The organism is Methanohalophilus mahii DSM 5219, assembly GCF_000025865.1.
GTDB classification, from domain to species: domain Archaea; phylum Halobacteriota; class Methanosarcinia; order Methanosarcinales; family Methanosarcinaceae; genus Methanohalophilus; species Methanohalophilus mahii.
Genome location: NC_014002.1, coordinates 1,151,943 through 1,175,213, shown reverse-complemented (window position 1 = coordinate 1,175,213; position 23,271 = coordinate 1,151,943). Strand labels below are relative to the sequence as shown.

At 42.3% G+C, this 23,271-nt stretch carries 25 protein-coding genes and 2 pseudogenes; 14 read left to right on the top strand and 13 right to left on the bottom strand.

All coding sequences use genetic code 11. The features are described from left to right. Positions 1–17: 17 nt before the first annotated feature. The 6 genes from MMAH_RS05805 to MMAH_RS05780 form a co-directional block, all read right to left on the bottom strand. Positions 18–854, bottom strand: coding sequence for an NAD(+)/NADH kinase (locus MMAH_RS05805; protein WP_013037608.1), 837 nt, complete (start codon positions 852–854; stop codon positions 18–20). Beyond that, complete coding sequence (locus MMAH_RS05800; RefSeq protein ID WP_013037607.1) at positions 841–1,653, bottom strand: bifunctional fructose-bisphosphatase/inositol-phosphate phosphatase; 813 nt, start codon at positions 1,651–1,653, stop codon at positions 841–843. The genes MMAH_RS05805 and MMAH_RS05800 overlap by 14 nt, the downstream gene beginning before the upstream one ends. Positions 1,654–1,667: 14 nt before the next feature. Next, complete coding sequence (locus MMAH_RS05795; RefSeq protein ID WP_013037606.1) at positions 1,668–2,672, bottom strand: type II glyceraldehyde-3-phosphate dehydrogenase; 1,005 nt, start codon at positions 2,670–2,672, stop codon at positions 1,668–1,670. A 73-nt stretch (positions 2,673–2,745) separates the two neighbouring features. After that, the gene (locus tag MMAH_RS05790; protein WP_013037605.1) at positions 2,746–2,940 is read right to left on the bottom strand and encodes a CooT family nickel-binding protein; all 195 of its coding nucleotides are present in this window, start codon (positions 2,938–2,940) and stop codon (positions 2,746–2,748) included. Between the two features lie 6 nt (positions 2,941–2,946). Further along, positions 2,947–3,822: a damage-control phosphatase ARMT1 family protein gene (locus tag MMAH_RS05785; RefSeq protein ID WP_013037604.1), complete on the bottom strand. Its 876-nt coding sequence runs from the start codon at positions 3,820–3,822 to the stop codon at positions 2,947–2,949. Between the two features lie 270 nt (positions 3,823–4,092). Further along, the gene (locus tag MMAH_RS05780; protein ID WP_013037603.1) at positions 4,093–4,503 is read right to left on the bottom strand and encodes a helix-turn-helix domain-containing protein; all 411 of its coding nucleotides are present in this window, start codon (positions 4,501–4,503) and stop codon (positions 4,093–4,095) included. 155 nt (positions 4,504–4,658) lie between these two features. Here MMAH_RS05780 and MMAH_RS05775 point away from each other — a divergent pair, with 155 nt between their 5' ends. From MMAH_RS05775 to MMAH_RS05745, 6 genes and pseudogenes are all read left to right on the top strand, one after another. Next, the gene (locus tag MMAH_RS05775) at positions 4,659–5,312 is read left to right on the top strand and encodes a methyltransferase cognate corrinoid protein (RefSeq protein WP_013037586.1); all 654 of its coding nucleotides are present in this window, start codon (positions 4,659–4,661) and stop codon (positions 5,310–5,312) included. Positions 5,313–5,329: 17 nt separating this feature from the next. Then, a pseudogene (locus MMAH_RS10350) lies at positions 5,330–6,706 on the top strand (monomethylamine:corrinoid methyltransferase). 152 nt (positions 6,707–6,858) lie between these two features. Beyond that, positions 6,859–7,587, top strand: coding sequence for a helix-turn-helix transcriptional regulator (locus tag MMAH_RS05760; protein WP_245526199.1), 729 nt, complete (start codon positions 6,859–6,861; stop codon positions 7,585–7,587). Between the two features lie 10 nt (positions 7,588–7,597). Then, on the top strand, positions 7,598–8,419 hold the full coding sequence (locus MMAH_RS05755; protein WP_013037601.1) for a helix-turn-helix transcriptional regulator: 822 nt from the start codon (positions 7,598–7,600) through the stop codon (positions 8,417–8,419). Beyond that, a complete protein-coding gene (locus tag MMAH_RS05750; protein ID WP_013037600.1) occupies positions 8,406–10,589 on the top strand; it encodes a histidine kinase dimerization/phosphoacceptor domain -containing protein in 2,184 nt (727 codons plus the stop codon). Before MMAH_RS05755 ends, MMAH_RS05750 begins: the two co-directional genes overlap by 14 nt. 2 nt (positions 10,590–10,591) lie before the next feature. Further along, positions 10,592–10,981: a response regulator gene (locus MMAH_RS05745; RefSeq protein ID WP_013037599.1), complete on the top strand. Its 390-nt coding sequence runs from the start codon at positions 10,592–10,594 to the stop codon at positions 10,979–10,981. Between the two features lie 84 nt (positions 10,982–11,065). On the opposite strand, the gene MMAH_RS10770 is transcribed toward MMAH_RS05745, so the two are convergent. After that, the gene (locus MMAH_RS10770) at positions 11,066–11,188 is read right to left on the bottom strand and encodes a hypothetical protein (protein ID WP_281033919.1); all 123 of its coding nucleotides are present in this window, start codon (positions 11,186–11,188) and stop codon (positions 11,066–11,068) included. Between MMAH_RS10770 and MMAH_RS05740 the strand changes: the two genes are divergently transcribed. Continuing rightward, positions 11,156–11,452, top strand: coding sequence for a thioredoxin family protein (locus tag MMAH_RS05740; RefSeq protein WP_048902153.1), 297 nt, complete (start codon positions 11,156–11,158; stop codon positions 11,450–11,452). The two genes, MMAH_RS10770 and MMAH_RS05740, sit on opposite strands and share 33 nt — an antisense overlap. Positions 11,453–11,470: 18 nt before the next feature. Here the strand turns inward: MMAH_RS05740 and MMAH_RS05735 are convergent, their stop codons facing one another. From MMAH_RS05735 to MMAH_RS05725, 3 genes are all read right to left on the bottom strand, one after another. Further along, entirely contained in the window at positions 11,471–13,084 is a 1,614-nt protein-coding gene (locus MMAH_RS05735; protein WP_216579809.1) for an AMP-binding protein, read from the bottom strand. 61 nt (positions 13,085–13,145) lie between these two features. Beyond that, a complete protein-coding gene (locus MMAH_RS05730; protein ID WP_013037596.1) occupies positions 13,146–13,550 on the bottom strand; it encodes an acyl-CoA thioesterase in 405 nt (134 codons plus the stop codon). Positions 13,551–13,559: 9 nt separating this feature from the next. Then, positions 13,560–14,132, bottom strand: a complete 573-nt coding sequence (locus MMAH_RS05725; protein WP_013037595.1) for a helix-turn-helix domain-containing protein — start codon at positions 14,130–14,132, stop codon at positions 13,560–13,562. A gap of 152 nt (positions 14,133–14,284) precedes the next feature. Here MMAH_RS05725 and MMAH_RS05720 point away from each other — a divergent pair, with 152 nt between their 5' ends. From MMAH_RS05720 to MMAH_RS05705, 4 genes are all read left to right on the top strand, one after another. Next, positions 14,285–14,746: a cupredoxin domain-containing protein gene (locus MMAH_RS05720; RefSeq protein ID WP_013037594.1), complete on the top strand. Its 462-nt coding sequence runs from the start codon at positions 14,285–14,287 to the stop codon at positions 14,744–14,746. Positions 14,747–14,769: 23 nt separating this feature from the next. Further along, on the top strand, positions 14,770–15,930 hold the full coding sequence (locus MMAH_RS05715; RefSeq protein WP_013037593.1) for a tRNA (guanine(10)-N(2))-dimethyltransferase: 1,161 nt from the start codon (positions 14,770–14,772) through the stop codon (positions 15,928–15,930). A 76-nt stretch (positions 15,931–16,006) separates the two neighbouring features. Then, positions 16,007–16,594 (top strand): hypothetical protein, encoded by a 588-nt coding sequence (locus MMAH_RS05710; protein WP_013037592.1) that lies wholly within the window; start codon positions 16,007–16,009, stop codon positions 16,592–16,594. Positions 16,595–16,621: 27 nt separating this feature from the next. Further along, positions 16,622–17,308, top strand: a complete 687-nt coding sequence (locus MMAH_RS05705) for a DUF2110 family protein (RefSeq protein WP_013037591.1) — start codon at positions 16,622–16,624, stop codon at positions 17,306–17,308. Here the strand turns inward: MMAH_RS05705 and MMAH_RS05700 are convergent, their stop codons facing one another. Further along, positions 17,309–18,043: a V4R domain-containing protein gene (locus tag MMAH_RS05700; protein WP_013037590.1), complete on the bottom strand. Its 735-nt coding sequence runs from the start codon at positions 18,041–18,043 to the stop codon at positions 17,309–17,311. Positions 18,044–18,132: 89 nt separating this feature from the next. Here MMAH_RS05700 and MMAH_RS05695 point away from each other — a divergent pair, with 89 nt between their 5' ends. Further along, positions 18,133–19,155 carry a class I SAM-dependent methyltransferase gene (locus tag MMAH_RS05695; protein ID WP_013037589.1) on the top strand — a complete coding sequence of 341 codons (1,023 nt, stop codon included), beginning with the start codon at positions 18,133–18,135 and terminating at the stop codon, positions 19,153–19,155. Between the two features lie 10 nt (positions 19,156–19,165). Here the strand turns inward: MMAH_RS05695 and MMAH_RS05690 are convergent, their stop codons facing one another. Both MMAH_RS05690 and mch read right to left on the bottom strand, forming a co-directional pair. After that, the gene (locus MMAH_RS05690; RefSeq protein ID WP_013037588.1) at positions 19,166–19,639 is read right to left on the bottom strand and encodes a DUF2124 domain-containing protein; all 474 of its coding nucleotides are present in this window, start codon (positions 19,637–19,639) and stop codon (positions 19,166–19,168) included. Between the two features lie 26 nt (positions 19,640–19,665). Beyond that, entirely contained in the window at positions 19,666–20,625 is a 960-nt protein-coding gene (mch, locus tag MMAH_RS05685; RefSeq protein ID WP_013037587.1) for a methenyltetrahydromethanopterin cyclohydrolase, read from the bottom strand. Positions 20,626–21,067: 442 nt separating this feature from the next. Between mch and MMAH_RS05680 the strand changes: the two genes are divergently transcribed. Then, positions 21,068–21,721, top strand: coding sequence for a methyltransferase cognate corrinoid protein (locus tag MMAH_RS05680; RefSeq protein WP_013037586.1), 654 nt, complete (start codon positions 21,068–21,070; stop codon positions 21,719–21,721). Positions 21,722–21,737: 16 nt separating this feature from the next. Continuing rightward, positions 21,738–23,114, top strand: a pseudogene (locus MMAH_RS10345) (monomethylamine:corrinoid methyltransferase). The last annotated feature ends 157 nt before the right edge of the window (positions 23,115–23,271 follow it).

Genomic DNA, 23,271 nt, shown 5'->3' with positions numbered 1-23,271 from the left:
AAAGATATGTGTTTGTATCATCGAAGTTTTGACTGTACTTTTTCATAGAAACCACTACGTTCAGTCACTACAAAACGAGCAGGATTTTTTGCTTTTGTAAGATGAATGGCATCTTCTTTTTTCATTGTGTAAGTATGCTGTCCATCAATAACAACAGCAGCTTCCTTTTCCGGAATAGTTATTTCGACCTTTATGGGTCTGTCAGAAGGTACCACCCAGGGCCGGGCTGAAAGTTTGAAGGGTGCGAGAGGGACTATAAGGGTAGCATTGACCCTGGGGTCCAGAATAGGTCCCCCTGCACTCATAGCATAGGCTGTGGAACCTGTGGGGGTTGCGATTACTACTCCGTCTGATCTGAATTCTTCTATCATACATTCGTCAACAGTCACCCGAAATGTCAGTATTTTGGCAGGTCTGGCTGTGGTCAGTACAACTTCATTGGTGGCACAGGGTAATTCTTTTCCGTTAAGGTTGACTGCAATACGACAACGTTCGGTGTATTCGAATCCTTCCAGTACTTTCTCGATTGTAGGAATTGCCTCATCAGGCATCACATCTACAAGGAAACCCAGCATGCCCATGTTAATTCCCATAAGTGGCAGTGGATCATCCATCCTGGATATGCTGCGCAGAACTGTCCCGTCTCCTCCAATTGAAATTATCAGGTTGACACCTGCTTTTTCCATTTTTTCCACAGGCAGTCGTTCTGTTTCAGGAAGATTTAGCATATCAAAAGATTCTTCGTCCAGCACAATTTGGATTTGTGAAGTGAACCTTTTCACAATAGTCTCAACCATTTTCAGGGCTTTTGGGCTATCATATTTGGAGATTATACCGATTTTATTTACTTTCATCTTTTCTCCCCACAAAATTAAGTATGTCCCTGTGGGCATGTCCGTTTGATGCTATCAAGGAAAGCCTGTTTACAACACTGTCCTGAAGGTATAACTCTGTACCTTTTCCGTTGGTTACTTTTCCATTTGTTTCCTCAAGGATAAGTTTTCCTGCGGCAACATCAATGAGTCTCAGTGAATTCCTGATATCTACAAAAGCATCAAGTTTGCCGCAGGCAACATAGCACAGTTCCAGGGCCACACTTCCCAGTATTCGAACCCTTCTTACTTTTCTGGAAAGCTCCAGGGTATCTTCTACATTATTATGGTAACCATAAAGGCTGACACTGAAATTTTTTAACAGTTTTCGGTTGGATGTATTTATCGGTTTTCCATTTAGATATGCGCCTTTTCCCTTATATGCATGGTATATATCACCCGTGCAGAGATTTTTGACATATCCAAAGTAGATAGAAGAAAGGTCTGCATTGCCAACAGCAATGGAAGTTGAATAAAACGGGATTCCATGGGCTGCATTATATGTGCCGTCAAGAGGGTCAATTACAAAAGTGATTTCAGGCTTTTTATCAGGAATGTATTCCCCATACTCTTCGCTGAGGATGCGACAATTGCCATAACTTTTTAACACTTCAAAAATTGCCTTTTCAGCCCTGTCATCGATCAGCCTTGTACGGGTCCCGTCTGCTCCCATATAGACAAATTTGTATGCTTTTCTTTTTCCGACAAGGTCTTTAATGGACTTGTTAGCCTCTTTTGAAGCATGATTGCAAACTTCAAGAAGACTTTGTATCGATTGCATAAAAAAGATGGGTATTAGATACCCATTGCTTTGTTAGTTTTTGCTACGGATTTTGTTCCGTCCTTTTCAATTTCCATCATAGCCCTTATTGCATCGACATTTTCGGGAATTACATCTGATTCCTGGTGAATTCCCTGGAAGAAGTAGAGTTCTCCTTCATATATCGTGATGGATTCGTTCCACACACAGTTTTCCCACATGTCACATCTTGGGCGGTTCATGTCACGAGCCAATTCCATGACCTCGGCCGTGGATGTGATACCCTGTCCAACAAAGCGCACACGTGATTGTTTGGCCAGTAAATCTTCTATTTCTTCTGCCGTACATTCGCTATTTAGTTCCATGTTGACAGTGTGCAGGTGCATAAGGGTTGTAGGAAGTTTCACAGCTGTAGTAGCGATATCGATGCCTGGGAGGACGGTTTTGACATCCGGGCCATGGTGGGAAGGTAGCTTTATGGGATTGGGAACAATAGCATTGATTGGTCCTTTCTTGATATCTCCGGGATCCGCAGCCCTTCTCATAAGGGTTACTCTTGCTTTGTTCACTCCAAACTCGTCATCAAGAGGTTTGATGACCCTGCAGAGTCCAGTCGTATTACAGGAAACCACTCGCACAAAATCCCTTCCGAGTGCTTCTTCATAATTGCTTTGTGCATTGAATGAACAACCTGCAAGTTCGTGGTCTTCCCCACCCTGCCAGATAGCTTTGACGCCTGCTTTTTCATAAATTGGTTTGTTCTTTTCACCAATTCCACCGGGGGTACAGTCTACAACGACATCTGCTCTTTCAATCATATCGTCAATGGAACCTTCAACCTCAAGGTTTGCCTCTTCCATTCCCCTTATTCTATCTTCAGGTGCAAATACATCAAATCCCTTTTTCTTTGCCATAAAAGCTTCAAAATTAGGGCGGGTTTTTGCCACACCAATAATTTCCATGTCGTCCTGGACGCTTACAGCGTCTGCAACTCTCTTTCCGATAGTTCCGTAACCGTTAATTGCAACTTTGACTGTCATTTTATGTACCTCCCTGTAATGTCGGCTATATCTGCAGTTAAAGGGATTTGTTACTATCCCCCGATTTTGATATTTAATCATTTCCGAGTATTATAAGTTCTCCCTTTGAGAAATTGATTTCCTTTATCGAACCCTGCACATTTTCTTTTTCACCGAATATGCCTGTAAGTTCAATTTCGTCTCCTTCCACAACCACGCGTGTAGCCGATTCTATAATAATGTCTCTATTTCCTTCTCCACTTTCCAGAACTGCTTTTAGTTCACACATATAAACTCACCTCATGAGTTTGGCAACCGAATAACCCTTCTCAAGACCCATGTCTTGGGCAACACTTTCGCATTTTGTCTGCAGCAGGTAGGCAATGGGGCCCATTTTCCTTTCTGAAAGTGTTTCGTAATTTGCCATACCTTTGCTGATAATAAGACTTGCTTTGTCAAAGGCTTCCAGTAATTCTTGCGGTGCCTCATCAAAAGCAACTCCAATTGCATTACATCCTGTAGTCAAAACCCTGTCTACTTTATCTTCCAGATTGAGCTGCCTGACGTCTGCCATAGTTACATCGGTTAATATTGGTTCTCCCCGAACGACAAGTGTTATATTTCCTCCTGTCTTTTTGATGAGGTCAAAAACAAATGTATCAAGAATAATTTCGCCGCAATTGTCCGCTACATAAACCACGTTATCAAGCATTTTGAACATTTCGGATGTATCGTCAACGTCAAGTCCTTTGTAAAAGACGTTCATGAATGTCTCATCAAAAACATCCTCTCCAACATCAAAACCCATGACACCAAAATCAAAATAATTTCCTATGACCGCTGCAAGTATCGCTCTTCTGAATGCTTCTTTCAGGGATGGTTCATTTTGATAGATAAGGTCTTTAGCAGCAGGATATACTTTTTGTGCAGTGCTGTTGCTAAGTTCCTTTAAGTTATAATATGGATCGTTGTTTTCAATTATTTCATAGGCTTTTCTGTGTACGGCTGTTGATACCACTCCTGCAGCAACACCCGGCTTGTAGGTATTCCGCATTACATCCATGCATTCTGTAATCGCCCTGTAAATTTTATCTTTGTCGTCTGTTGCAAGTTCTGCTTCGTAGTGTACTCTTGAAAGAAGGCAGTAAGTACAGCGTGGGTCCATTTTCATTGTTTTCATCCAGGTTTTATGAATATGCCCTTGGAATAGGCGAAAAGATATTTTAAAACTTTATCCTTCTTTACTTCCTGCTCTGTTAGATATAATACAATTTACAGGATTTTAATGGGTTTAATCCAAACTTTGTTTGTAGTTTATGATATGTTCTTTACGGCTTGGCTTTAACATTTAGTAAGAACTCTGGATTCTGAATTTGATAATAATGCCATCACTTAGTTTTTAATTAATTTTAATCTGTATATCACGTAACTTCGTATACTATCAGGATAAGGAATCAATTATCACTTTTACTTGTTTTAATGAATAATCCACATTAAAGTTTTCTTTTATAATTGCCTTTACATCAGAAGTTTTCCATTTCTTTTTTTCCCGAAGTATATTTTTCAGTTCGTATTTCTGTTCTTCACTGAGCTTTGAAGGTCTGCCACCCCCATATTTTGGGAATAATCCGGGATATCCATCACGATTCCATCTTCTCTGCCATATGTAGCCAATCCTTTTTGTGACGCCTGTTTTTTTTGCAGATTCTTCCACTGAAAAACCTTTGTATCGATATTTTATGAAGTACAATCTGGTCAAAACTTTTGTAAGGTATTCAATGTATCTTATCCTTTTTTCCAGGCTTTCCATGCTCATCTTTTCTTTAATAGGATACATTTCTTTTTTTGACATGTCCTTTGATTGCGTTTTTAAGTATAAAAAGTTATGTTCAATAATGAAAACATTTATATAAAATAAATAATCAGATTCTTAGTAGTTGTTAGCCGGTAAATAGTTTCTTTTAACGACGCGCCGGTTATCTATAATATGAAAAATAAGGTGATTTAATGGGAAAACAGGAAATGTATGATAAACTCAGAGATGCGATTGTCAACCAGGACATCAATGGTGCTGGCCCCCTCGTCCAGGAAGCCTTGGATGCAGGTTTTACTCCTTTTGAGATCATCAATGATGGTCTGTCTGTCGGTATGAAGATCATCGGTGACAAATTCGAAGCCGCCGAAGTCTACCTTCCACAGATCATGATGTCTGCCAAGGCAATGAAAGCCGCCATGGAAATTCTTGATCCGATCCTTGCAGAGGATGAGACCTCAGAATCCGTCGGAACCTGCATCAAGTTCGTCCAGGAAGGAGACATCCATGACATCGGTCACAGGCTTGTTGCAACCATGCTCGGTGCAAACGGTTTCACTGTTATCGACATGGGTGTTGACGTACCCAACGACAAGGTCATTGAAGAAGTAGCAGCCCACAAAGGCGAGAAACTTATGCTCTCCGGCTCTGCCCTTATGACCACTTCCATGCTCGGTCAGAAAGACGTCATGCGTCTGCTTGAAGAAGAAGGTCTGCGTGACTCTGTGAAAGTAATGTTCGGTGGCGCTCCGGTCACAGATTCCTGGATTAAGGAAATCGGTGCTGACGCAACAGCAGAAAACGCAGCTGAGGCAGCCAACGTTGCTCTTGAATTAATGAAAAAATAAAACCGGGAGGATAATTTATGACATTTACCAAATCCGTAACTTGCTATGATTTTTATGACCGTGCCCAGACCGGTGAGAAATGCACCCAGGATGACTGGGACCTGATGACCATTCCAATGAAGACAATGGAACTGAAGCAGAAATACAACCTTGACTTTGGTAAGGAATTCGTTCCAACCGACAAGGATCAGATGGAAAGGCTGTTCAAAGCCGGTTTCGAACTTCTTCTTGAATGTGGTATCTGGTGTACAGACACCCATCGTATCGTCAAATACACAGAAGACGAGATCTGGGATGCAATCAACAATCCACACAGGGAATTCCAGCTTGGTACTGGTCGTGACGCCGTTTACATGAGAAAACGTGAAGTAGGCGACAAGAGAAAGCCAATCGTGCAGGGTGGTCCAACCGGTTCCCCAATCTCCGAAGACGTTTTCATGCCCGTACACATGAGTTACGCTCTTGAGAAAGAATGTGACACCATCGTCAACGGTGTAATGACCTCTGCCCGTGGCAAATCTCCTGTCCCCGGCAGTCCTTACGAAGTTCTTGCATCCAAATCCGAAACCCGCCAGATCAGGACCGCCGCTTCCATGGCAGGTCGTCCAGGTATGGCTGTTTAGGGCCCTGAGACTTCCCTGTCTGCACAGGGTAACATCGGTGCAGACTGTGTCGGTGGTATGAACTCCAACGACAGCCACGAAGTCTCCCAGCTGAACGAACTCAAGATCGATCTTGACGCAATCGCTGTCATTGCCCACTACAAGGGTAACAGCGACATCATCATGGATGAACAGATGCCCATCTTTGGTGGTTACGCCGGCGGTGTAGAGGAAACAGCCATTGTCGATGTCGCAACTCACCTCAACTCCATGGTCATGAGCAGTGCCAGCTGGCACCTTGATGGTCCTGTCCACATCCGCTGGGGTTCCACCAACACTCGTGAGACCCTTATGATCGCAGGTTGGACATGTGCCACCATCTCCGAGTTCACCGACCTTATGTCCGGTAACCAGTACTATCCATGTGCCGGTCCATGCACCGAGATGTGCCTGCTTGAGGCTGCAGCCCAGTCCATTACAGATACCGCATCCGGCCGTGAGATCCTGTCCGGTGTTGCAGCCGCCAAGGGTGTCATCACTGACAAGACAACCGGTATGGAAGCCCGTATGATGGGTGAGGTCGCACGTGCAACCGCTGGTATGGATATCAATACTGTCAACCAGATTCTGGACAAACTTGTAGCAAGCTATGAAGGCGATTATGCCAATGCACCTGCAGGCAAGACTTTCCAGGAATGTTATGATGTTGCAACCGTGACACCGACTGAAGAATACGTCAAGGTCTATGACGGTGCAAAGAAGAAACTCGAAGAACTGGGTCTGGTATTCTAAGACCATTGATCAAGATCGGTGTCATATACCGATCTTGTTTTTCCTTTTTTATACAGAAACTATTAATAATATCCACTTCCAACAGCTATTCTGATATAATGGGTTCTTCGCTAAGTGATACAGTTTGGCTTTCCGATAAGAGATTGAATCTCTTGCTTCTTTTAATGGAAGGCCCCAGGAACATCGATCAGATAAAGACATCTCTGAATGTGACTTCCAGGGGGATGATGCCCCAGATTAAAAAACTGAAAGAGAAGTACCTTATAGTCGAAGAGAATGAACAATACTGTCTTTCCACCATCGGAGAACTAATTGTTGAGAAAATGCTTCCTCTTTTGAATACGATAGAGATGGTGAGCAATGATGATACCTATCTGGAAGCACATGACTTAAGTGAACTACCACCAAAATTATTTCGCAGACTGTATGAACTTGGGAATTACCTTTTGATTGAACCTGATTTAAACCATACATTTGAAATCCCCCGGGAATTCACTGAAAACCTGCTCAAGTCCAAAAATATAAAATCGATAATCTCCTTTTACCGACCGGAATATCCTGATATTTATTGTGAATTAATGGAACATGCAGAGAGCATGTCTTTGATCATGACGCCACCGGTTTTTGAAAGAATGAAACAGTCCTGTGATTCTAAAATGGCCCGTCTTATAAGGGCTCCACATATTCATGTGTATATTTTCCCGGAAAATTGCAGACCCCCGGGCCTTGACACTTCAGATCGTTTTACTTACATAAGTTTTCTTGATAAAAACGGCCGTTATGATCATAAAGATATAATGAGTTTTGATGAGAGTGCCCTGAAATGGGGAGGGGAGCTTTTCGACTATTATTGCTCTCTTTGTGAAAAGATTGAAATTTGAGGGATATTGAATGGCTCCAGAGGAACTTATTGACACTATATTTCTTTCCGACAAGAGGGAAAGATTCCTTTTGCTCTTGCTTGAAGGTCCCACTGATATTAAAAAGGTAAAAAACCACCTTAATGTAACCTCATCCTCCATTCTTCCTCAAATCAAAAAACTAAGGGAAAAAGGTCTTGTCTCCAAAGATGACGAGGGAATCTATGATCTTACGACTACCGGGCGGTTAATAGTTGAAAACCTGTCACCCCTTGTATGTATGCTTGATGTTTTTGATTCCAAAGAATATTACTGGGAAACACGTGATATGGATGTAATTCCCCGTCATTTACTGGAAAATATAGGTCAGTTGGGTGCAGTTGAAGTCATTGAACCCGATCTTGACCACATGTATGATCTGCAGCCGCAGTTGCATTCAAATATGCTTAAATCCAACTACATTAAATCTCTGATTTCTTTTTTCCATCCTGATCATGTTGAAGTTTTTAATTCCCTCTCTTCTCAAGGCAAGAATCTGGAATTGGTTTTTACGGGTTCAGTAATGGAGAGAATACTGGCACAATCGCCTTCAGATATGCAAAAATTGATCGAGCGGTCAAATGTTGATGTCAGGCTTTTGCGGGAAAACGACTACATTCCTTCATTAACTATTGGTGACGATTTTACTTACTTCTGTTTTTTCAATAAATCACATATGTATGACCACAGGGACATAATAAGTTTCACTGAAGGTTCAATTGAATGGGGGACACAACTATTTGTTTATTGTTGTGATCTTTCTGTTCCTGTTTCCTCTGAGATGCTGGCTGAAATCATAAATGGAAGTGAGTGATTTGGCATGGAAAGACCTGTCACTCAGGTTTAAACTTGTTCTGTATATTGTGGTAAGTGTTTTTCTGATCCTGTCTATTTCATCTTCAGTAGTCATATCAACGGTTACTTTTCAGGAGGAACAGCTTGCTTATGACCAGTCTTCTAAAATGGCACAAAGTTATGCCAATCAATTCAATGCAGATATGAAGTCCAATATGGCCATTGCAAGGGATATAGCCACCACAATGGGCGTTATTCATGACTCTTCTACAAGAGAGGAAGCCAGCGATGTAATACGCTGTATACTTGAGGATAATCCTCAGCTGATAGGAACTTATAGTGGCTTTGAGCCTGATGCTTTTGATGGAGAGGATGAACGGTACATAAATACCATCGCTCATGATAAAACGGGCAGGTTTCTTCCCTACTGGAACAGGATTGGGGGGGATGTAGATGTTGAGCCGCTTGTTGATTACAGTACATCAGATTATTACCAGTTGCCCAAACGGACAAAACAGGATGAATTAACCGAACCCTATTATTATCAGGGTGCATTTCTTGTGAGTTATGTCTCTCCGATAATTGAGAACGATGAATTCATAGGTATAGGCGGGGTGGATGTAAGTCTGGATTACGTAGACAATACGGTTAGTAGTGTCAAAGCGTTTGAGACCGGTTATCTGTTTATGGTAAGTAATACGGGGATTATTGTTTCCCATCCAACAAGGAAGGATTGGATTAGTTCCAAAACGCTCAGGGACTTTGACAATCCCGTCTTTCATGAGGTTGCCAGTGATATTGAAAAGGGCAAAAATGGTCATGTCGATATCATTGACCCGTCAAATGGGGAAGATGTGATACTCTTTTATGAACCCATATCCACGGGCAATTATTCAATTCTTCTTTCTGTTCCGAAGGATGAAATATTTGCAGGTGTAGCTTCCTTAAGGTCGATGTTGTTCACGATCTATACATTTTCCATCGTTTTTATGGGACTGATGGCATATCTTATTGCAGCCTCTTTTACCAATCGGATAAACGGGATTGTGGATGAGTTCAGGACTATTTCGGATTCAGCTCTTAAAGGCGATCTTGACATCAGGGCAAATACTGATGTAGACATTGATTTCAAGAAGATTCCGGAAGGACTCAATGAGGTCCTTGATAGCTTGCAGGACGCAAACCGGTTGCGTGCAGAAATGGAAGCTGTAGTAAACCGCAGCCCTGTAGTCGTATTCAAGTGGAAGTCCCAGAAGAATTGGCCGGTAGAATTTGTATCCAGGAACATTTCCCAGTTTGGTTATACTCAGGATGAGTTTACAAATGGTCATATTACCTATGCGGATATAGTAGTGCCTGGAGATCTTGAAAATGTTGAGCAAAAACTCCTTGAAGCAGTTAACAGAGGCGATAAGGAATTTAATTATGAATATCGCATAATTACAAGGGACGGAGAGGTCAAGTGGGTTGAGGAGAGAACTTTTATTGGTAGTTTTTCTGCAAATTCATCAAATAAATTACAGGGGATTATTCTGGATATCAATGAACGTAAAAAGGCCGAAGAGACTTTGAAAAAGATGGAAAAGATTCGAATTAAGGAGATCCATCACAGGATTAAAAATAATTTGCAGGTCGTTTCCGGTCTTCTTTACCTTGAATCTCTCAATTTTAAATCGGATGAAGTTATGGAGGCCTTCAAGCAAAGTGAGAACAGAGTACGTTCAATTGCCCTGATCCATGAAAAGCTGTATCATTCAGAAAACCTCACCAGTCTCAATTTATCGGATTATGTCGAAGATCTTGTTGAACATCTCATCAATTCCTATAATGTTGACGAGGATACTATCAAAATTCATCTTAATGTCGAGAATCTATATCTGGATATGGATTCTGCCGTACCTCTGGGCATTATCATTAATGAATTGACTTCAAATGCTTTGCAACATGCTTTTATTGAGGGTGAGAATGGAGTTATTAACATTGACTTTTTTAAGTATGCAGGTCAATTCATACTAAAGGTTGAAGATTCGGGAGGTGCCTTCCCGGCTGATATCGACTTCAGAAATACCGACTCACTGGGCTTACAACTTGTTTCCAATCTTGTAAGCCAGATCGATGGGGATATTGAACTTGATACTACAGATTACAGGACCTGTTTCAGGATTACTTTTAGGGAAAAAGAGGTGTGATATTGAATAAATCACGAATACTGGTTGTAGAAGATGAAGCTATAGTGGCAATGGTAATAAAACGCCGTTTGAAAGATCTGGGTTATATTGTTTCAGGCGTTGCCTCTACAGGAAGGGATGCTATTACTAAGGTAGAAGGGACATTCCCGGATTTGGTGCTTATGGATATCAGGCTTAAAGGGGACATGAATGGTATCGAAGCAACCAAAATAATCAGAGATAGATTTTCCCTTCCGGTGGTCTATCTTACGGCCCATTCGGATGATGTAACTTTTAAAAAAGCTAAAGAAACAGATCCGGATGGATATATACTTAAGCCTTTTACTGAAAAGGATCTAAGTACTACCATTGAGATCGCGCTTCACAAATTCCGTAAAGAAAAAGAAAATTGAGAACATTATAATTCCCGGGATGATGCCTGAAGGTTTGAGAAAACTTTATCTTTGTTCATACAAAAGAATTAAGTGATGAATCAATCAATCAATAGCTTCTGCCACCGACAGTACACTGCTGGATATTGTTGCACAGAGAGAAAAACCGACCCTTGTTATGGCATTCCTGCCCACATGTCCTCTCATTGCAGGGCTATTGAACCTCATTTCAGAGAGTATTCAAAACAGTATGGGGATTCAGTTAATTTTGTGATGGTTAACCCCAGAGAAAATCCCGGTATTGCAACAAGATATAATATTCGGGGCACTACCACATTTCTCTACTTCTGCGATGGAAATCTCATAAAAACACATGTTGGAGCCATGCATCCTGCCAATTTGAAAAGAAGTATAGATGAAATGATACATAATGGCAGTGAATGTGCTAAAAGAACAACGGCGCTGGATTATGATATATCGCTTTATGAGTAAAAATAGAAAGAGCGAGAATTAAATTTGCTCTTCTTTCTGCTTCTTTTCCAGTAACTCAGTCGCCATCTTGCGCAACTTGAATTTCTGGATCTTACCGCTTGCTGTCATTGGGTATTCATCCACGATGAAGACGTGTTTTGGAACCTTATATTTTGCAATTTTCTGCATACTGTAATCACGTATGTCTTCTTCGCTCAGGTCAGACCCTTCCTGAATCATTACAAAAGCACCCACGATTTCACCGTATTTGTCATCCGGGATACCTATCACCTGTGCATCCCGGACACCGTCTATGGTGTACAGGAATTCTTCTATCTCTCTTGGGTAGATATTTTCCCCGCCGCGAATGATCATATCCTTGATACGTCCGGTTATCTTGTAGTATCCATATTCATCCATTGTCCCCAGATCACCGCTGTGAAGCCATCCATCTTTATCGATTGTTTCGGCTGTCTTTTCAGGCATTTTGTAGTAACCTTTCATTATATTGTATCCACGGCAGCAGATTTCGCCCTGCTGTCCCGGGCCGAGTTTTTCTCCTGTATCCGGATCAACGACCTTAACTTCTATTTGTGGCATTGCTATACCAACGGTACTGACTCTCCTTTCAATGGTATCATCGGTACTGGTCTGGGTCATTACCGGAGAGGCTTCCGTGAGACCGTAAGCAATTGTGATCTCATCACAGTGCATATCCGAAATGACCTTCTTCATGGTTTCGATGGGACACGGTGAACCAGCCATGATTCCTGTACGCAGTGATGACAGGTCAAACATGTCGAACATTGGATGGTTGAGTTCTGCAATGAACATGGTAGGTACGCCGTAGAGGGCCGTACATTTCTCCTTCTGGACCGCTGCAAGTACAAGGAGCGGATCAAATGTTTCAAGCATCACCAGCGTTGCCCCATGGCTCAGCGCTGCAAGTACCCCGAGGACAATCCCAAAACAGTGGAATAGGGGCACAGGCAGGCACAGGCGATCTTGATCTGTGAATTTTTGTTTTTCACCGATGTAATAACCGTTGTTGAGGATATTTTTGTGGGTCAGCATTACCCCTTTTGGGAAACCGGTTGTACCGGATGTGTACTGCATGTTGGCCACATCATCAGCGGTAGTGGATGCCTTTATTTTTGCAAGTTCGCCGTCAGAACCATGTTTTCCAAGCAGAAGCAATTCACGGGTATTGTACATACCCCTGTGTTTTTCCTGTCCGATATAGATAACATGATTCAGTTCGGGGAATTCCTTGCTGTTAAGATTGCCTCTTTGCTGTGTTTTGAGTTCAGGCACAATGTCATATACAGTTTGAACATAGTCAACATTCCTGAATCCATCAATTATAGCCAGTGCTTTCATATCGGACTGTTTTACCACATACGCAAGTTCGTGGCTTCGGTATGCGGTATTTACAGTTACAAGTACTGCACCGATCTTGGAAGCGGCAAAAAAGAAAGTCAGCCAGTCGGGAATATTACGTGCCCATATGCCTATGTGATCTCCCTTTTTAAGTCCCAGGGCAAGCAAACCTTTTGCCAGGTCATCCACACGCTCATTGAATTGACTGTAATTAAAACGAAGATTCCGGTCTGGATAAACCATAAAATCCTTTTGAGGATATTTTTTTACCATCTCTTCGAAGACATCTGTTATAGTCTCGTTTTCAAAACGAATAGTACCAGCTCCTTTATGTTTACTGTTCCTCTATCAGGTGTTCCTCGAGCTTTGTACGTATCTCAGGTGGAATTGGTAAAGACTTCTTTTCCATGAAATCATAATGTACAATTACTGCTTTACCTTTTGCTTTTAATTCTCCTCTTTGCCAGGCTTCATGCCCGATTGTAAAAGAAGAATTACCCAGGCGGGCAATATAGGTGCGTATTTCGACATCCCCGTCAAAATACATCTCTCCCAGGAAATCGAATTCTGTGCGAGCCATAATAAGACGCCATTTTTCCGGAGTGAGGTCCAGATCGGGAGTAAATATCCGGAATATGGGATTTCTCCCCATTTCGAACCATTCGGGAATTACGGTATTATTTACATGACGAAGTCCGTCAATATCTCCAAAACGCGGAGCAACTGTTAGTGTGAACATAGGAATTCCTTAGTAAGGGGTGTATACAACTGCCATTATTCTTGCATCTTCATCAACCGCATGCAGGTCGTGGGGAACTACGGAATCGTAGTAGATACTGTCACCGGCTTCAAGATTGTAGGTTTCTTTTCCGTAGAGAATCTCGATTTCACCTTCCAGCACATAAATAAATTCTTCTCCCTCGTGGGATGATAGGGGATGTTCTCCTTTTTGTGGATGTACATCAATTATGAAAGGTTCCATATGACGGTCCTGTTTGTCAGCTGCCAGTGAGTTGAATTCAAGTGAACTCTCTTTGCAATTGGAACATTTGCCGGAGAAGCGGACAACATGTTTTGATTTACCTGATTTTACAAGTACCGGGCCGTTCTGGGGTGCATCATCAAGGAAAGTGCCAAGTCGGACGCCCAGGGCTCTTGCAATGTTAAAAAGAGGTGTCAGTGAGGGAACAAGAGCTCCGTTTTCCAGTTTATCTATCAGTTCAACATCGTTGTTACTTGCTTTTGCCAGTTCTTCCTGTGACATCTCCCTGGATTGTCTGAGCTGGCTTATCTTTTCGCCGAGGGGGTTTTTTACAGACATTGATGCATTCTCCTTTTATACATTAATGAAAATGACCGCGGCACAAATTGACATATATATTTAAATAGATATCTCTGCTGTTTATTTCTGCCAGAAAGTTTGATAACTGTAGAGATAATTATTATTTAACAAATAATTAGAGGAGTGGTCGGATGAAAAAAATAATCATACTTTTAATTGTAATATCCCTGCTGGGGTTGGGCTGTACAACACAGGATGCTACAGATCAGGGTGAGCAGGTTCCTGTAAATGGTGAGGATAATCAGTCAGATGAAGATTACCAGCCAGATGAAGATGTGAATGGAGAAGATAATGTAAGTGAAGCCGATGAAACGGAATTGGAGGAATATACTCCGCAGGAATACAGAATTCTTTTGAAAAACTACAATGCAATTCCCAGGTCACTGGATATAAACAGGACAGATACGGTTATCTGGAGAAATGAACAGTCCGATCCCAAGAGATTTTTCACAATCAAAAGTGAAGAAGGCCTTTGGGACGACCAGAAATTGGCTTTTGGCAAAACTTTCCGTTATACATTCAACGAAACCGGCCAATTCAAAGCCTATGTTCCTCCCTGGAATGGCATGAATGTGACAATTACGGTTAAATAAAAAAACCATGTCATGTGGAAGACATGGATACAAGAAAAATAACAGAAGGGACCACCGAAGTGGAGGTTCCTTCTGCTGCTATTGAAGACAAACTGCCTGTGAACTCACCGGTATTCTATAATTCCCATATGGAACTTAACCGGGATATTACCGTGGCAGCAACTTCTGTTTTTGTTAAGGAACATTTCGATTTTGAAGAAAGACCTCCTTCAGAGATCGATTATGTGGATGCAATGGCAGCTTCCGGAATCAGAGGGCTGCGCATAGCAAATGAGATATGTCTCAGGACGACACTTAATGACTGGGATGCAGAGGCCTGTGAGTTTATCGAGCAAAACATTGAACTCAATGGCCTGTCCGACATTGCTGAAACATCCTGCAGAAATGCAAATGCCCTCCTCCATGAAAAACGATTCAATATCGTGGATCTGGACCCTTTCGGAAGTCCTGCTCCCTATCTGGATGCTGCCAGTCGCTCTGCTGTACACCTGCTGGAGGTTACAGCTACTGACACTGCTCCTCTCTGCGGGGCTCATCTGAATTCCGGCATTCGTAAGTACGCTGCAGTTGCACTTAACAATGAATATCACAGTGAAATGGGACTGAGGATCCTTCTGGGGTCTATTGCCCGTCATCTGGCACGCCATGAGAAAGGAATGGAAGTATTGCTCTCTCACGCCACGCGCCATTATGTAAGGGCTTATGTAGGAATTAAAAGCGGGGCCAAAAACGCTGATCGCACACTTAAAGAGCTGGGTTATGTCACACATTGTGGCAATTGTAGTTACCGTGAATGGAAAAAAGGCTACTCTGTTTTCATGGAACAAACCTGCCCGGAATGTGGAAATGAAATGAATTCCGGGGGACTTCTCTGGCTTGGGAAGTTGCATGAGAATATTTTTTGTTCAAAGGTCATGGAAGAAATTGAAAAAAGACCACTTGGCAAGAAGAAAAAAGCCTGTAAAATAATCCAGACCTGTTTGGATGAACTTGATATTCCCTTCTTTTATGATCAGCACAGGCTATGCAAACAGCTTTCTGTGGCAGCTCCACGTATTGAAAAAACCATTGAGGACCTGAGGGATAAAGGGTATGAGGCCAGCAGGACACATTTCAGTGGGATGTCCTTTAAGACGAATGCCCCTATCAGTGTGATTAAGCAAATACTCTCTAATATGTATTGATATATATACAACAAAAAGATATATATAAAGAATAGGCATTGAGGTAGTCCTCAAGATATCATCAGGTGATTTTCTAATGTCCCGCGAAGAAGTAGAAAACCTGTTCCTTCAGGAAAAACCAACTCTGGCACTCCTTACTATATGGTCTCTTAAAAAGACGTACGCTTCTGTTATTACAAAACAAATCAATTCGACTTTTGCACATACTACAAAAATCATTTCCAAGATGGCTGATATGGGGCTGGTACAGTTCACATCTGAAGGAAGAATAAAATATGTAGAACTGACAGAATATGGTGTAGATGTAGTAACAACTCTCAGGGATTTTATTATAACACTTGGGGATAATCTTCCTGAAAAGTACAGTGAACTGGTTGAAGCAGTTGAGGAAGAAGAGAGTGAAGGAACACAACTTAATCGGGAGTCCAGAGAAATACTGGAACGTATTAAAACATTAAGAAGTAAGATAGAGGATATCTACGGACAACTGGTAGAAGCAAATGCCAGTGAAGACCGTATTAAATTGAAACTGGGGCCTTTCAGCAGGGAAATACATATGATAGGTGATAGAATTGAAAATTCAGAGGAGCCCATACATGATGATGTCCTCATTGCTTACAGTAACACCAAAGATGTCCTCGATAAACTGCTGGGCAGGAAATAATTTTTTACTTCTCTTGTGCGGGATTATATGCAAACCGAACTGGCAATAAAAGTGTATTCAAATACTGAACAGAACCTTGATGCAATTGCTGCTAAATTTGCAGATGACCTTAAGGACCTTGACGTGAAGTTGGGAATAGATTTTTCTAAAAATAAATGGGTTGTCGTGGATGTGGATGGAGATGATGCGGAATTTGCGATTCATTTCCTGAAGGAAAAATATGGCACTCCGGTATATGAACCAGTAGCAGGGAAAAAATACCGCGGCTACATACAATCCATAAAAGAAGATAAAATTGTTGTAGATATTGGTAAAAAGTTCTCCATCACTGCAAACGGACTGAAAAATCTGGGAACCGGCAGTCCGGATCAGGTAGCAACTCGTTTTGGTCTGATTCCATATATGCCTGTTAAAGTGGAAATTGTCAAAACAAATGAAGGTGAACAGGTACGATTTACCGGTCAACAGGTCGATAAATTATGGGAATGGAAGAAATCTTCTACGGACAGGATTATTGTGAATTCAGTTACACGCTCCCAGCTTAAGTCTGTGCTGAAAAAAACAGGTCATAGCAGGGATATTTATGGTACTGAAAGGTTGGGAATTATGGAACATTGCGTTATATGCAGGGAAAATACGGATGGGCCGGGTATTGTTGCAGAGATTGGTCCAAAACTCAATGCTGATATGGGTGTAATCCGTTCAGAAAAGTAATCATACCTTGATGAAAAGGCAATGGTTATCCCCTGTTGCATAACACTCTATTTCTTTTATTGAATGCCTCTCACCGGTGATCTTGTATAAGATGCCTTCCAGCATTCCTTCATCAAAAGAGCATATTGGGTGACCAATAACAGGCATTGACATACATTCAAAACAATCTTTCACTTCGATAGTAAGAGGATCTGTATCTTCGATCTGTACTTTTCCCAATTTATAGCATTCCCAGAAAGAACGTACCTCTTCAAGGCTGTCAAAGAAATCCCCTTGCTCAAAAGTATTTGCGATCTGTGTGCCGATGTCACTTCCTATATGTTTGACGATAGGATTATGATTAATACCCTGGGCTTCAAAGCCTGCCTTGAAAGCGCAGAAAACATTCTGGAAAAAATCAGTTTCACCGGAAAATGTGCTGGAGAAATTTTCCAGGCTTTGGTAGTAATGAGTATCCAGAGGTTTTTGTGAACAAGCTACGTATTTTGAGGATAAATTATAATTCTTTTTTCGCCTATCCACCGCATCTACTGATTCTCTCAATAGGTTTGCTTTTTTAAGATCGTTAAGATGTACTGATACAGTGGATTTGGCCTTCCCTGTATTTTGGACAATTTCATCGAAAGAACATGGCCTTTTGTCCAGTAAATCCATTATCTGCAATTTAACGGCACCGTTAATTGCAATGAAACCATTATTCGTAGCGAAAAGGGCCGTGCGGTTCGTAGCGTTCATCCAGATGAATTATAAGGGGAGTGGTGTATATAAATGTTCGCTCCATTCCGAATGAATTTTATAATAAAACATACCTCTCAATGAACTGAATGGAAGAAAATTTTGCAGTTATAGTACCCGCCAGGGATACTGAAAAAGTAAGATTTGAATTACAATCCAGGGGGTTGCTGGACCGGAGACGAAAATTCGTATCTCGCATTGTTGAAGGTGGAAGTTTTGTTGAAATTCCCGTCACAGATTTGGTAAGTGGATATGAAATAAAACTTCAGGAACAACCGGAGTTCTACCGTCAACAAATGAGTCTGAAAGAAAGGCTTGCCGGAAAAATGAATCCGGAGGAACTGGAAATAATCCCATCCGGCTGGCAAATCCTTGGAAACATTATAGTAGTTACCATTTCTGAAAAAATAATACACAGGAGACTGGAAATTGCTGAAGAATTATTGGATATGTATCCTGCCTGTGACACTGTTGTAAGGGATTTGGGTATCAAGGGAAGTTTACGCCAGCCAAAAAGACAGCTTGTGATTGGCAATACCACAGAAACAATACACAAAGAGAACGGCTGTTATTTCAAACTTGATGTGACGGAGGTCATGTATTCCAAAGGCAACCTCAGGGAAAAAAACAGGATGAGTAAACTTGGAACCGGGGAAATTGTTGTTGATATGTTTGCCGGAATTGGTTATTTCAGCCTCCCTATGGCAGTGCATTCCCAACCTGAACAAATATATTCGATTGAACTGAATCCTGTCTCATTTGGCTACCTCAAAGATAACATAAGGTTGAATAATGTACAACATATTGTACAACCCCTGCATGGCAATTGTGCAGAAATTACGCCAAAGGGAGTTGCTGACCGGGTAATTATGGGATATGTAGGAGGAACAGCGGATTATTTGCCTGCTGCAATTGGTGCATTAAGTAAAAATGGGGGCATATTGCATTTTCATGAAGCACTGGCTGAAAATTTAATGTTTGAGAGGCCGATTGGGCAGATTAAAAAGGAAGCAAAAATGCAGGGGAGAACTGTGGAGATTATGGAGTGTCGGAGTATAAAAAAATATTCACCGGGTGTCTGGCATGTTGTCGTGGACGCACGTATATGGTAAAGATGATTTATTATATTTTCTTCAGGGAAACTGTCATGTCCGAATCAATTATGTAATCGAAATCCAGGGTATCGGTCCATCCCTGATTTTCAAATATCGACTGGAAACAGATGCCTATAAGCAATTTCTTTTGCGATTTTTCAAATATCGAATCAAGAGTCGTTTTCAATTCTTCTGGTTCCACTCCGATTTTGGGCATGGCAAGCCCACCAAGCAATACGACCGTATCAGCATGATAATCAATAGTATCACCGAGTTGCATTCCCATATCCGTGGGAATTAGTTGTTTTGCATTTTCGATATCAGTATTGCCTATAAATCCCATTTGCTTGGAACTTTTACGCAGGGAATAAGCGGCAATTTCTGCAAAAGGAGTACAAAAACCCGGAGTTCCAATAAAAATGATTTTTTGCGATTCTCTGGCCAGGGATGCAAAATTTTTCAACAATGCACCTATTCCTTCGGATTTTTCAAGTATTTCCACTTAGATCACCAAAATTAAAAGGAGGATTATACCTCCTTGATTCCAAAGGATTCGAGCAGGATCCCGGGATTGATACGCCCTGCAGTGTATGATTTTTTGGATGCAACGTCGTTTACGGTAATTCTTGCCGGGGCGAACATACCTGCATCTACTTTGAAGAAGTCGAATTCTGCTTCCTTGAATGTTGTATAGAAAGGTTTACCAAAGTCTCTGGAAGTTGTGGATGGTGTCTTTTTGACATATTCCTCAAGATCATCCTGTCCGTAGTCCACTGTGTAGTAGGTCTCTCCGCAGTAGATTACGCAGTCATTGGTTGAACCCATGCATTTTGTATCGTCTCCAACAATAGGTGCTATTGGTGCCACACCGAAACCACTCTTTATTGTGTTGATATCAAAACCTACGGATTCCATTTTGTGGATACCTGTTTCCACTATACGGGCAGAGATCTGGACTGAACCTGCAATGGATGCAGTAGGTGCTACAGCGATATAGACGTTTTCCGGGTCAACGCTGCAGTGTTTGGCGATATATTCTACGACTCCCTCATCCGGGAGTTTGCCGGATTCCATTACAAGTACGGCAGCTTCGGCATCATCCTGATAATCGATTTCCTTGTAAAGTTCCTTTGGTTTGAGTCCAAGGGCACGTGCAGGACCTGAGCCCATTCCGAAATACTTACCAACAGAAATTCTCCAGCCTGCATACTGGGAACCCATACAAGCGATTGTAGGATGATCGGTTACGACCTGAATTGCAGGCACAGGGAGTCCGTCTAGGTTGAATTTGGTGTAGGTAATTTCTGCAAGATCGGCAAGACAGAGGCGTGAAAGATACATGCCTGCGTCATACCCCCCCTGGGCATTGACTCCACAATCAATTATTGTAGCGCCATTTTCGAGCTGTTTGGATTCGACATTGATCTCATCTTCCCAGTCCAGCATTTCATCAATTATTGCAAGTCCCTTTTCATTAACACTAATCACATTATCACCCGTGGATATTTTCACGAATTAACCATATACTTTTAGATTACTTTAATGTAAATCTAACAAGTACAAATGATACAGTTAGAACGATACATATTCGTTTCGGTTTTATGGATAAGTGTTTGCTTATTATGGATTGTACATAATCCCTATTTTTACTTAGTCTCCAGAAATTCCATATCAGAAATTGGTTACAAATCCTACTTTATAGTGAAATGGCTGTATCTTAGTTTTTAAAAAACGTTGTCGATTTTAATGCCATGATCGCTTTGTTAACGTCTGTCAATTTGAATTACTTTTTGAATTATTGAAGTGTCTACTATTTTTATGTAGATTGAAAAATCGTGGTCGGCTAGGTTATATACAATTGCTTTTTAAATTCATGGTAACAGCAGTCCATGATATGACAGCTGTTGTACAGTTAGATATAGGTGATTTAATGGGAAAACAGGAAATGTATGATAAACTCAGAGATGCGATTGTCAACCAGGACATCAATGGTGCTGGCCCCCTCGTCCAGGAAGCCCTGGATGCAGGTTTTACTCCTTTCGAGATCATCAATGATGGTCTGTCTGTCGGTATGAAGATCATCGGTGACAAATTCGAAGCCGCCGAAGTCTACCTTCCACAGATCATGATGTCTGCCAAGGCCATGAAAGCCGCCATGGAGATTCTTGATCCGATCCTTGCAGAGGATGAGACCTCAGAATCCGTCGGAACCTGCATCAAGTTCGTCCAGGAAGGCGACATCCATGACATCGGTCACAGGCTTGTTGCAACCATGCTCGGTGCAAACGGTTTCACCGTTATCGACATGGGTGTAGACGTACCCAACGACAAGGTCATTGAAGAAGTAGCAGCCCACAAAGGCGAGAAACTTATGCTCTCCGGCTCTGCCCTTATGACCACTTCCATGCTCGGTCAGAAAGACGTCATGCGTCTGCTTGAAGAAGAAGGTCTGCGGGACTCTGTGAAAGTAATGTTCGGTGGCGCTCCGGTCACAGATTCCTGGATTAAGGAAATCGGTGCTGACGCAACAGCAGAAAACGCAGCTGAGGCAGCCAACGTTGCTCTTGAATTAATGAAAAAATAAACCGGGAGGATAATTTATGACATTTACCAAATCCGTAACTTGCTATGATTTTTATGACCGTGCCCAGACCGGTGAGAAATGCACCCAGGATGACTGGGACCTGATGACCATTCCAATGAAGGCAATGGAACTGAAGCAGAAATACAACCTTGACTTTGGTAAGGAATTCGTTCCAACCGACAAGGATCAGATGGAAAGGCTGTTCAAAGCCGGTTTCGAGATGCTTCTTGAATGTGGTATCTGGTGTACAGACACCCATCGTATCGTCAAATACACAGAAGACGAGATCTGGGATGCAATCAACAATCCACACAGGGAATTCCAGCTTGGCAGTGGTCGTGACGCCGTTTACTGCCGCAAGCGCAGTGTGGGTGACAAGGTCAAACCAATCGTACAGGGTGGTCCAACCGGTTCCCCAATCTCCGAAGATGTCTTCATGCCCGTGCACATGAGTTACGCTCTTGAGAAAGAATGTGATACCATCGTCAACGGTGTAATGACCTCTGCCCGTGGTAAATCTCCTGTCCCCGGCAGTCCTTACGAAGTTCTTGCATCCAAATCCGAAACCCGCCAGATCAGGACCGCCGCTTCCATGGCAGGTCGTCCAGGTATGGCTGTTTAGGGCCCTGAGACTTCCCTGTCTGCACAGGGTAACATCGGTGCAGACTGTGTCGGTGGTATGAACTCCAACGACAGCCACGAAGTCTCCCAGCTGAACGAGCTCAAGATCGATCTTGACGCAATCGCTGTCATTGCCCACTACAAGGGTAACAGCGACATCATCATGGATGAACAGATGCCCATCTTTGGTGGTTACGCCGGCGGTGTAGAGGAAACAACCATAGTCGATGTCGCAACTCACCTCAACTCCATGGTCATGAGCAGTGCCAGCTGGCATCTTGATGGTCCTGTCCACATCCGCTGGGGTTCCACCAACACTCGTGAGACCCTTATGATCGCAGGCTGGGCATGTGCCACCATCTCCGAGTTCACAGATCTTCTGTCCGGTAACCAGTACTATCCATGTGCCGGTCCATGTACCGAGATGTGCCTGCTTGAGGCTGCAGCCCAGTCCATTACAGATACCGCATCCGGCCGTGAGATCCTGTCCGGTGTTGCAGCCGCCAAGGGTGTCATCACTGACAAGACAACCGGTATGGAAGCCCGTATGATGGGTGAGGTCGCACGTGCAACCGCTGGTATGGATATCAATACTGTCAACCAGATTCTGGATAAACTTGTAGCAAGCTATGAGAAGGACTATGCCAATGCACCTGCAGGCAAGACTTTCCAGGAATGCTATGATGTTGCAACCGTGACACCGACCGAAGAATACGTCAAGGTCTATGACGGTGCAAAGAAGAAACTCGAAGAACTGGGTCTGGTATTCTGAGTGTGAAAGAGCCATTTTTATGGCTCTTTTTTTCGTAGAGATATAACAAACAAATAGGAGGCATCCGAATGACCTGGACTATAATTAACGGCGTCATTTACCTGGTATGTTTCGCCATGATCGGCTGGATGTTGCTTGATGCAATGAAGGTAGCGAA

What these genes read in the sequence shown, in the direction of transcription:
- MMAH_RS05805 (WP_013037608.1), bottom strand. Translation starts at nt 854, where the DNA reads ATGAAAGTAAATAAAATCGGTATAATCTCCAAATATGATAGCCCAAAA.
- MMAH_RS05800 (WP_013037607.1), bottom strand. Translation starts at nt 1,653, where the DNA reads ATGCAATCGATACAAAGTCTTCTTGAAGTTTGCAATCATGCTTCAAAA.
- MMAH_RS05795 (WP_013037606.1), bottom strand. Translation starts at nt 2,672, where the DNA reads ATGACAGTCAAAGTTGCAATTAACGGTTACGGAACTATCGGAAAGAGA.
- MMAH_RS05790 (WP_013037605.1), bottom strand. Translation starts at nt 2,940, where the DNA reads ATGTGTGAACTAAAAGCAGTTCTGGAAAGTGGAGAAGGAAATAGAGAC.
- MMAH_RS05785 (WP_013037604.1), bottom strand. Translation starts at nt 3,822, where the DNA reads ATGAAAATGGACCCACGCTGTACTTACTGCCTTCTTTCAAGAGTACAC.
- MMAH_RS05780 (WP_013037603.1), bottom strand. Translation starts at nt 4,503, where the DNA reads ATGTCAAAAAAAGAAATGTATCCTATTAAAGAAAAGATGAGCATGGAA.
- MMAH_RS05775 (WP_013037586.1), top strand. Translation starts at nt 4,659, where the DNA reads ATGGGAAAACAGGAAATGTATGATAAACTCAGAGATGCGATTGTCAAC.
- MMAH_RS05755 (WP_013037601.1), top strand. Translation starts at nt 7,598, where the DNA reads ATGGCTCCAGAGGAACTTATTGACACTATATTTCTTTCCGACAAGAGG.
- MMAH_RS05750 (WP_013037600.1), top strand. Translation starts at nt 8,406, where the DNA reads ATGGAAGTGAGTGATTTGGCATGGAAAGACCTGTCACTCAGGTTTAAA.
- MMAH_RS05740 (WP_048902153.1), top strand. Translation starts at nt 11,156, where the DNA reads ATGTCCTCTCATTGCAGGGCTATTGAACCTCATTTCAGAGAGTATTCA.
- MMAH_RS10770 (WP_281033919.1), bottom strand. Translation starts at nt 11,188, where the DNA reads ATGAGGTTCAATAGCCCTGCAATGAGAGGACATGTGGGCAGGAATGCC.
- MMAH_RS05735 (WP_216579809.1), bottom strand. Translation starts at nt 13,084, where the DNA reads ATGGTAAAAAAATATCCTCAAAAGGATTTTATGGTTTATCCAGACCGG.
- MMAH_RS05730 (WP_013037596.1), bottom strand. Translation starts at nt 13,550, where the DNA reads ATGTTCACACTAACAGTTGCTCCGCGTTTTGGAGATATTGACGGACTT.
- MMAH_RS05725 (WP_013037595.1), bottom strand. Translation starts at nt 14,132, where the DNA reads ATGTCTGTAAAAAACCCCCTCGGCGAAAAGATAAGCCAGCTCAGACAA.
- MMAH_RS05720 (WP_013037594.1), top strand. Translation starts at nt 14,285, where the DNA reads ATGAAAAAAATAATCATACTTTTAATTGTAATATCCCTGCTGGGGTTG.
- MMAH_RS05715 (WP_013037593.1), top strand. Translation starts at nt 14,770, where the DNA reads ATGGATACAAGAAAAATAACAGAAGGGACCACCGAAGTGGAGGTTCCT.
- MMAH_RS05710 (WP_013037592.1), top strand. Translation starts at nt 16,007, where the DNA reads ATGTCCCGCGAAGAAGTAGAAAACCTGTTCCTTCAGGAAAAACCAACT.
- MMAH_RS05705 (WP_013037591.1), top strand. Translation starts at nt 16,622, where the DNA reads ATGCAAACCGAACTGGCAATAAAAGTGTATTCAAATACTGAACAGAAC.
- MMAH_RS05700 (WP_013037590.1), bottom strand. Translation starts at nt 18,043, where the DNA reads ATGAACGCTACGAACCGCACGGCCCTTTTCGCTACGAATAATGGTTTC.
- MMAH_RS05695 (WP_013037589.1), top strand. Translation starts at nt 18,133, where the DNA reads ATGGAAGAAAATTTTGCAGTTATAGTACCCGCCAGGGATACTGAAAAA.
- MMAH_RS05680 (WP_013037586.1), top strand. Translation starts at nt 21,068, where the DNA reads ATGGGAAAACAGGAAATGTATGATAAACTCAGAGATGCGATTGTCAAC.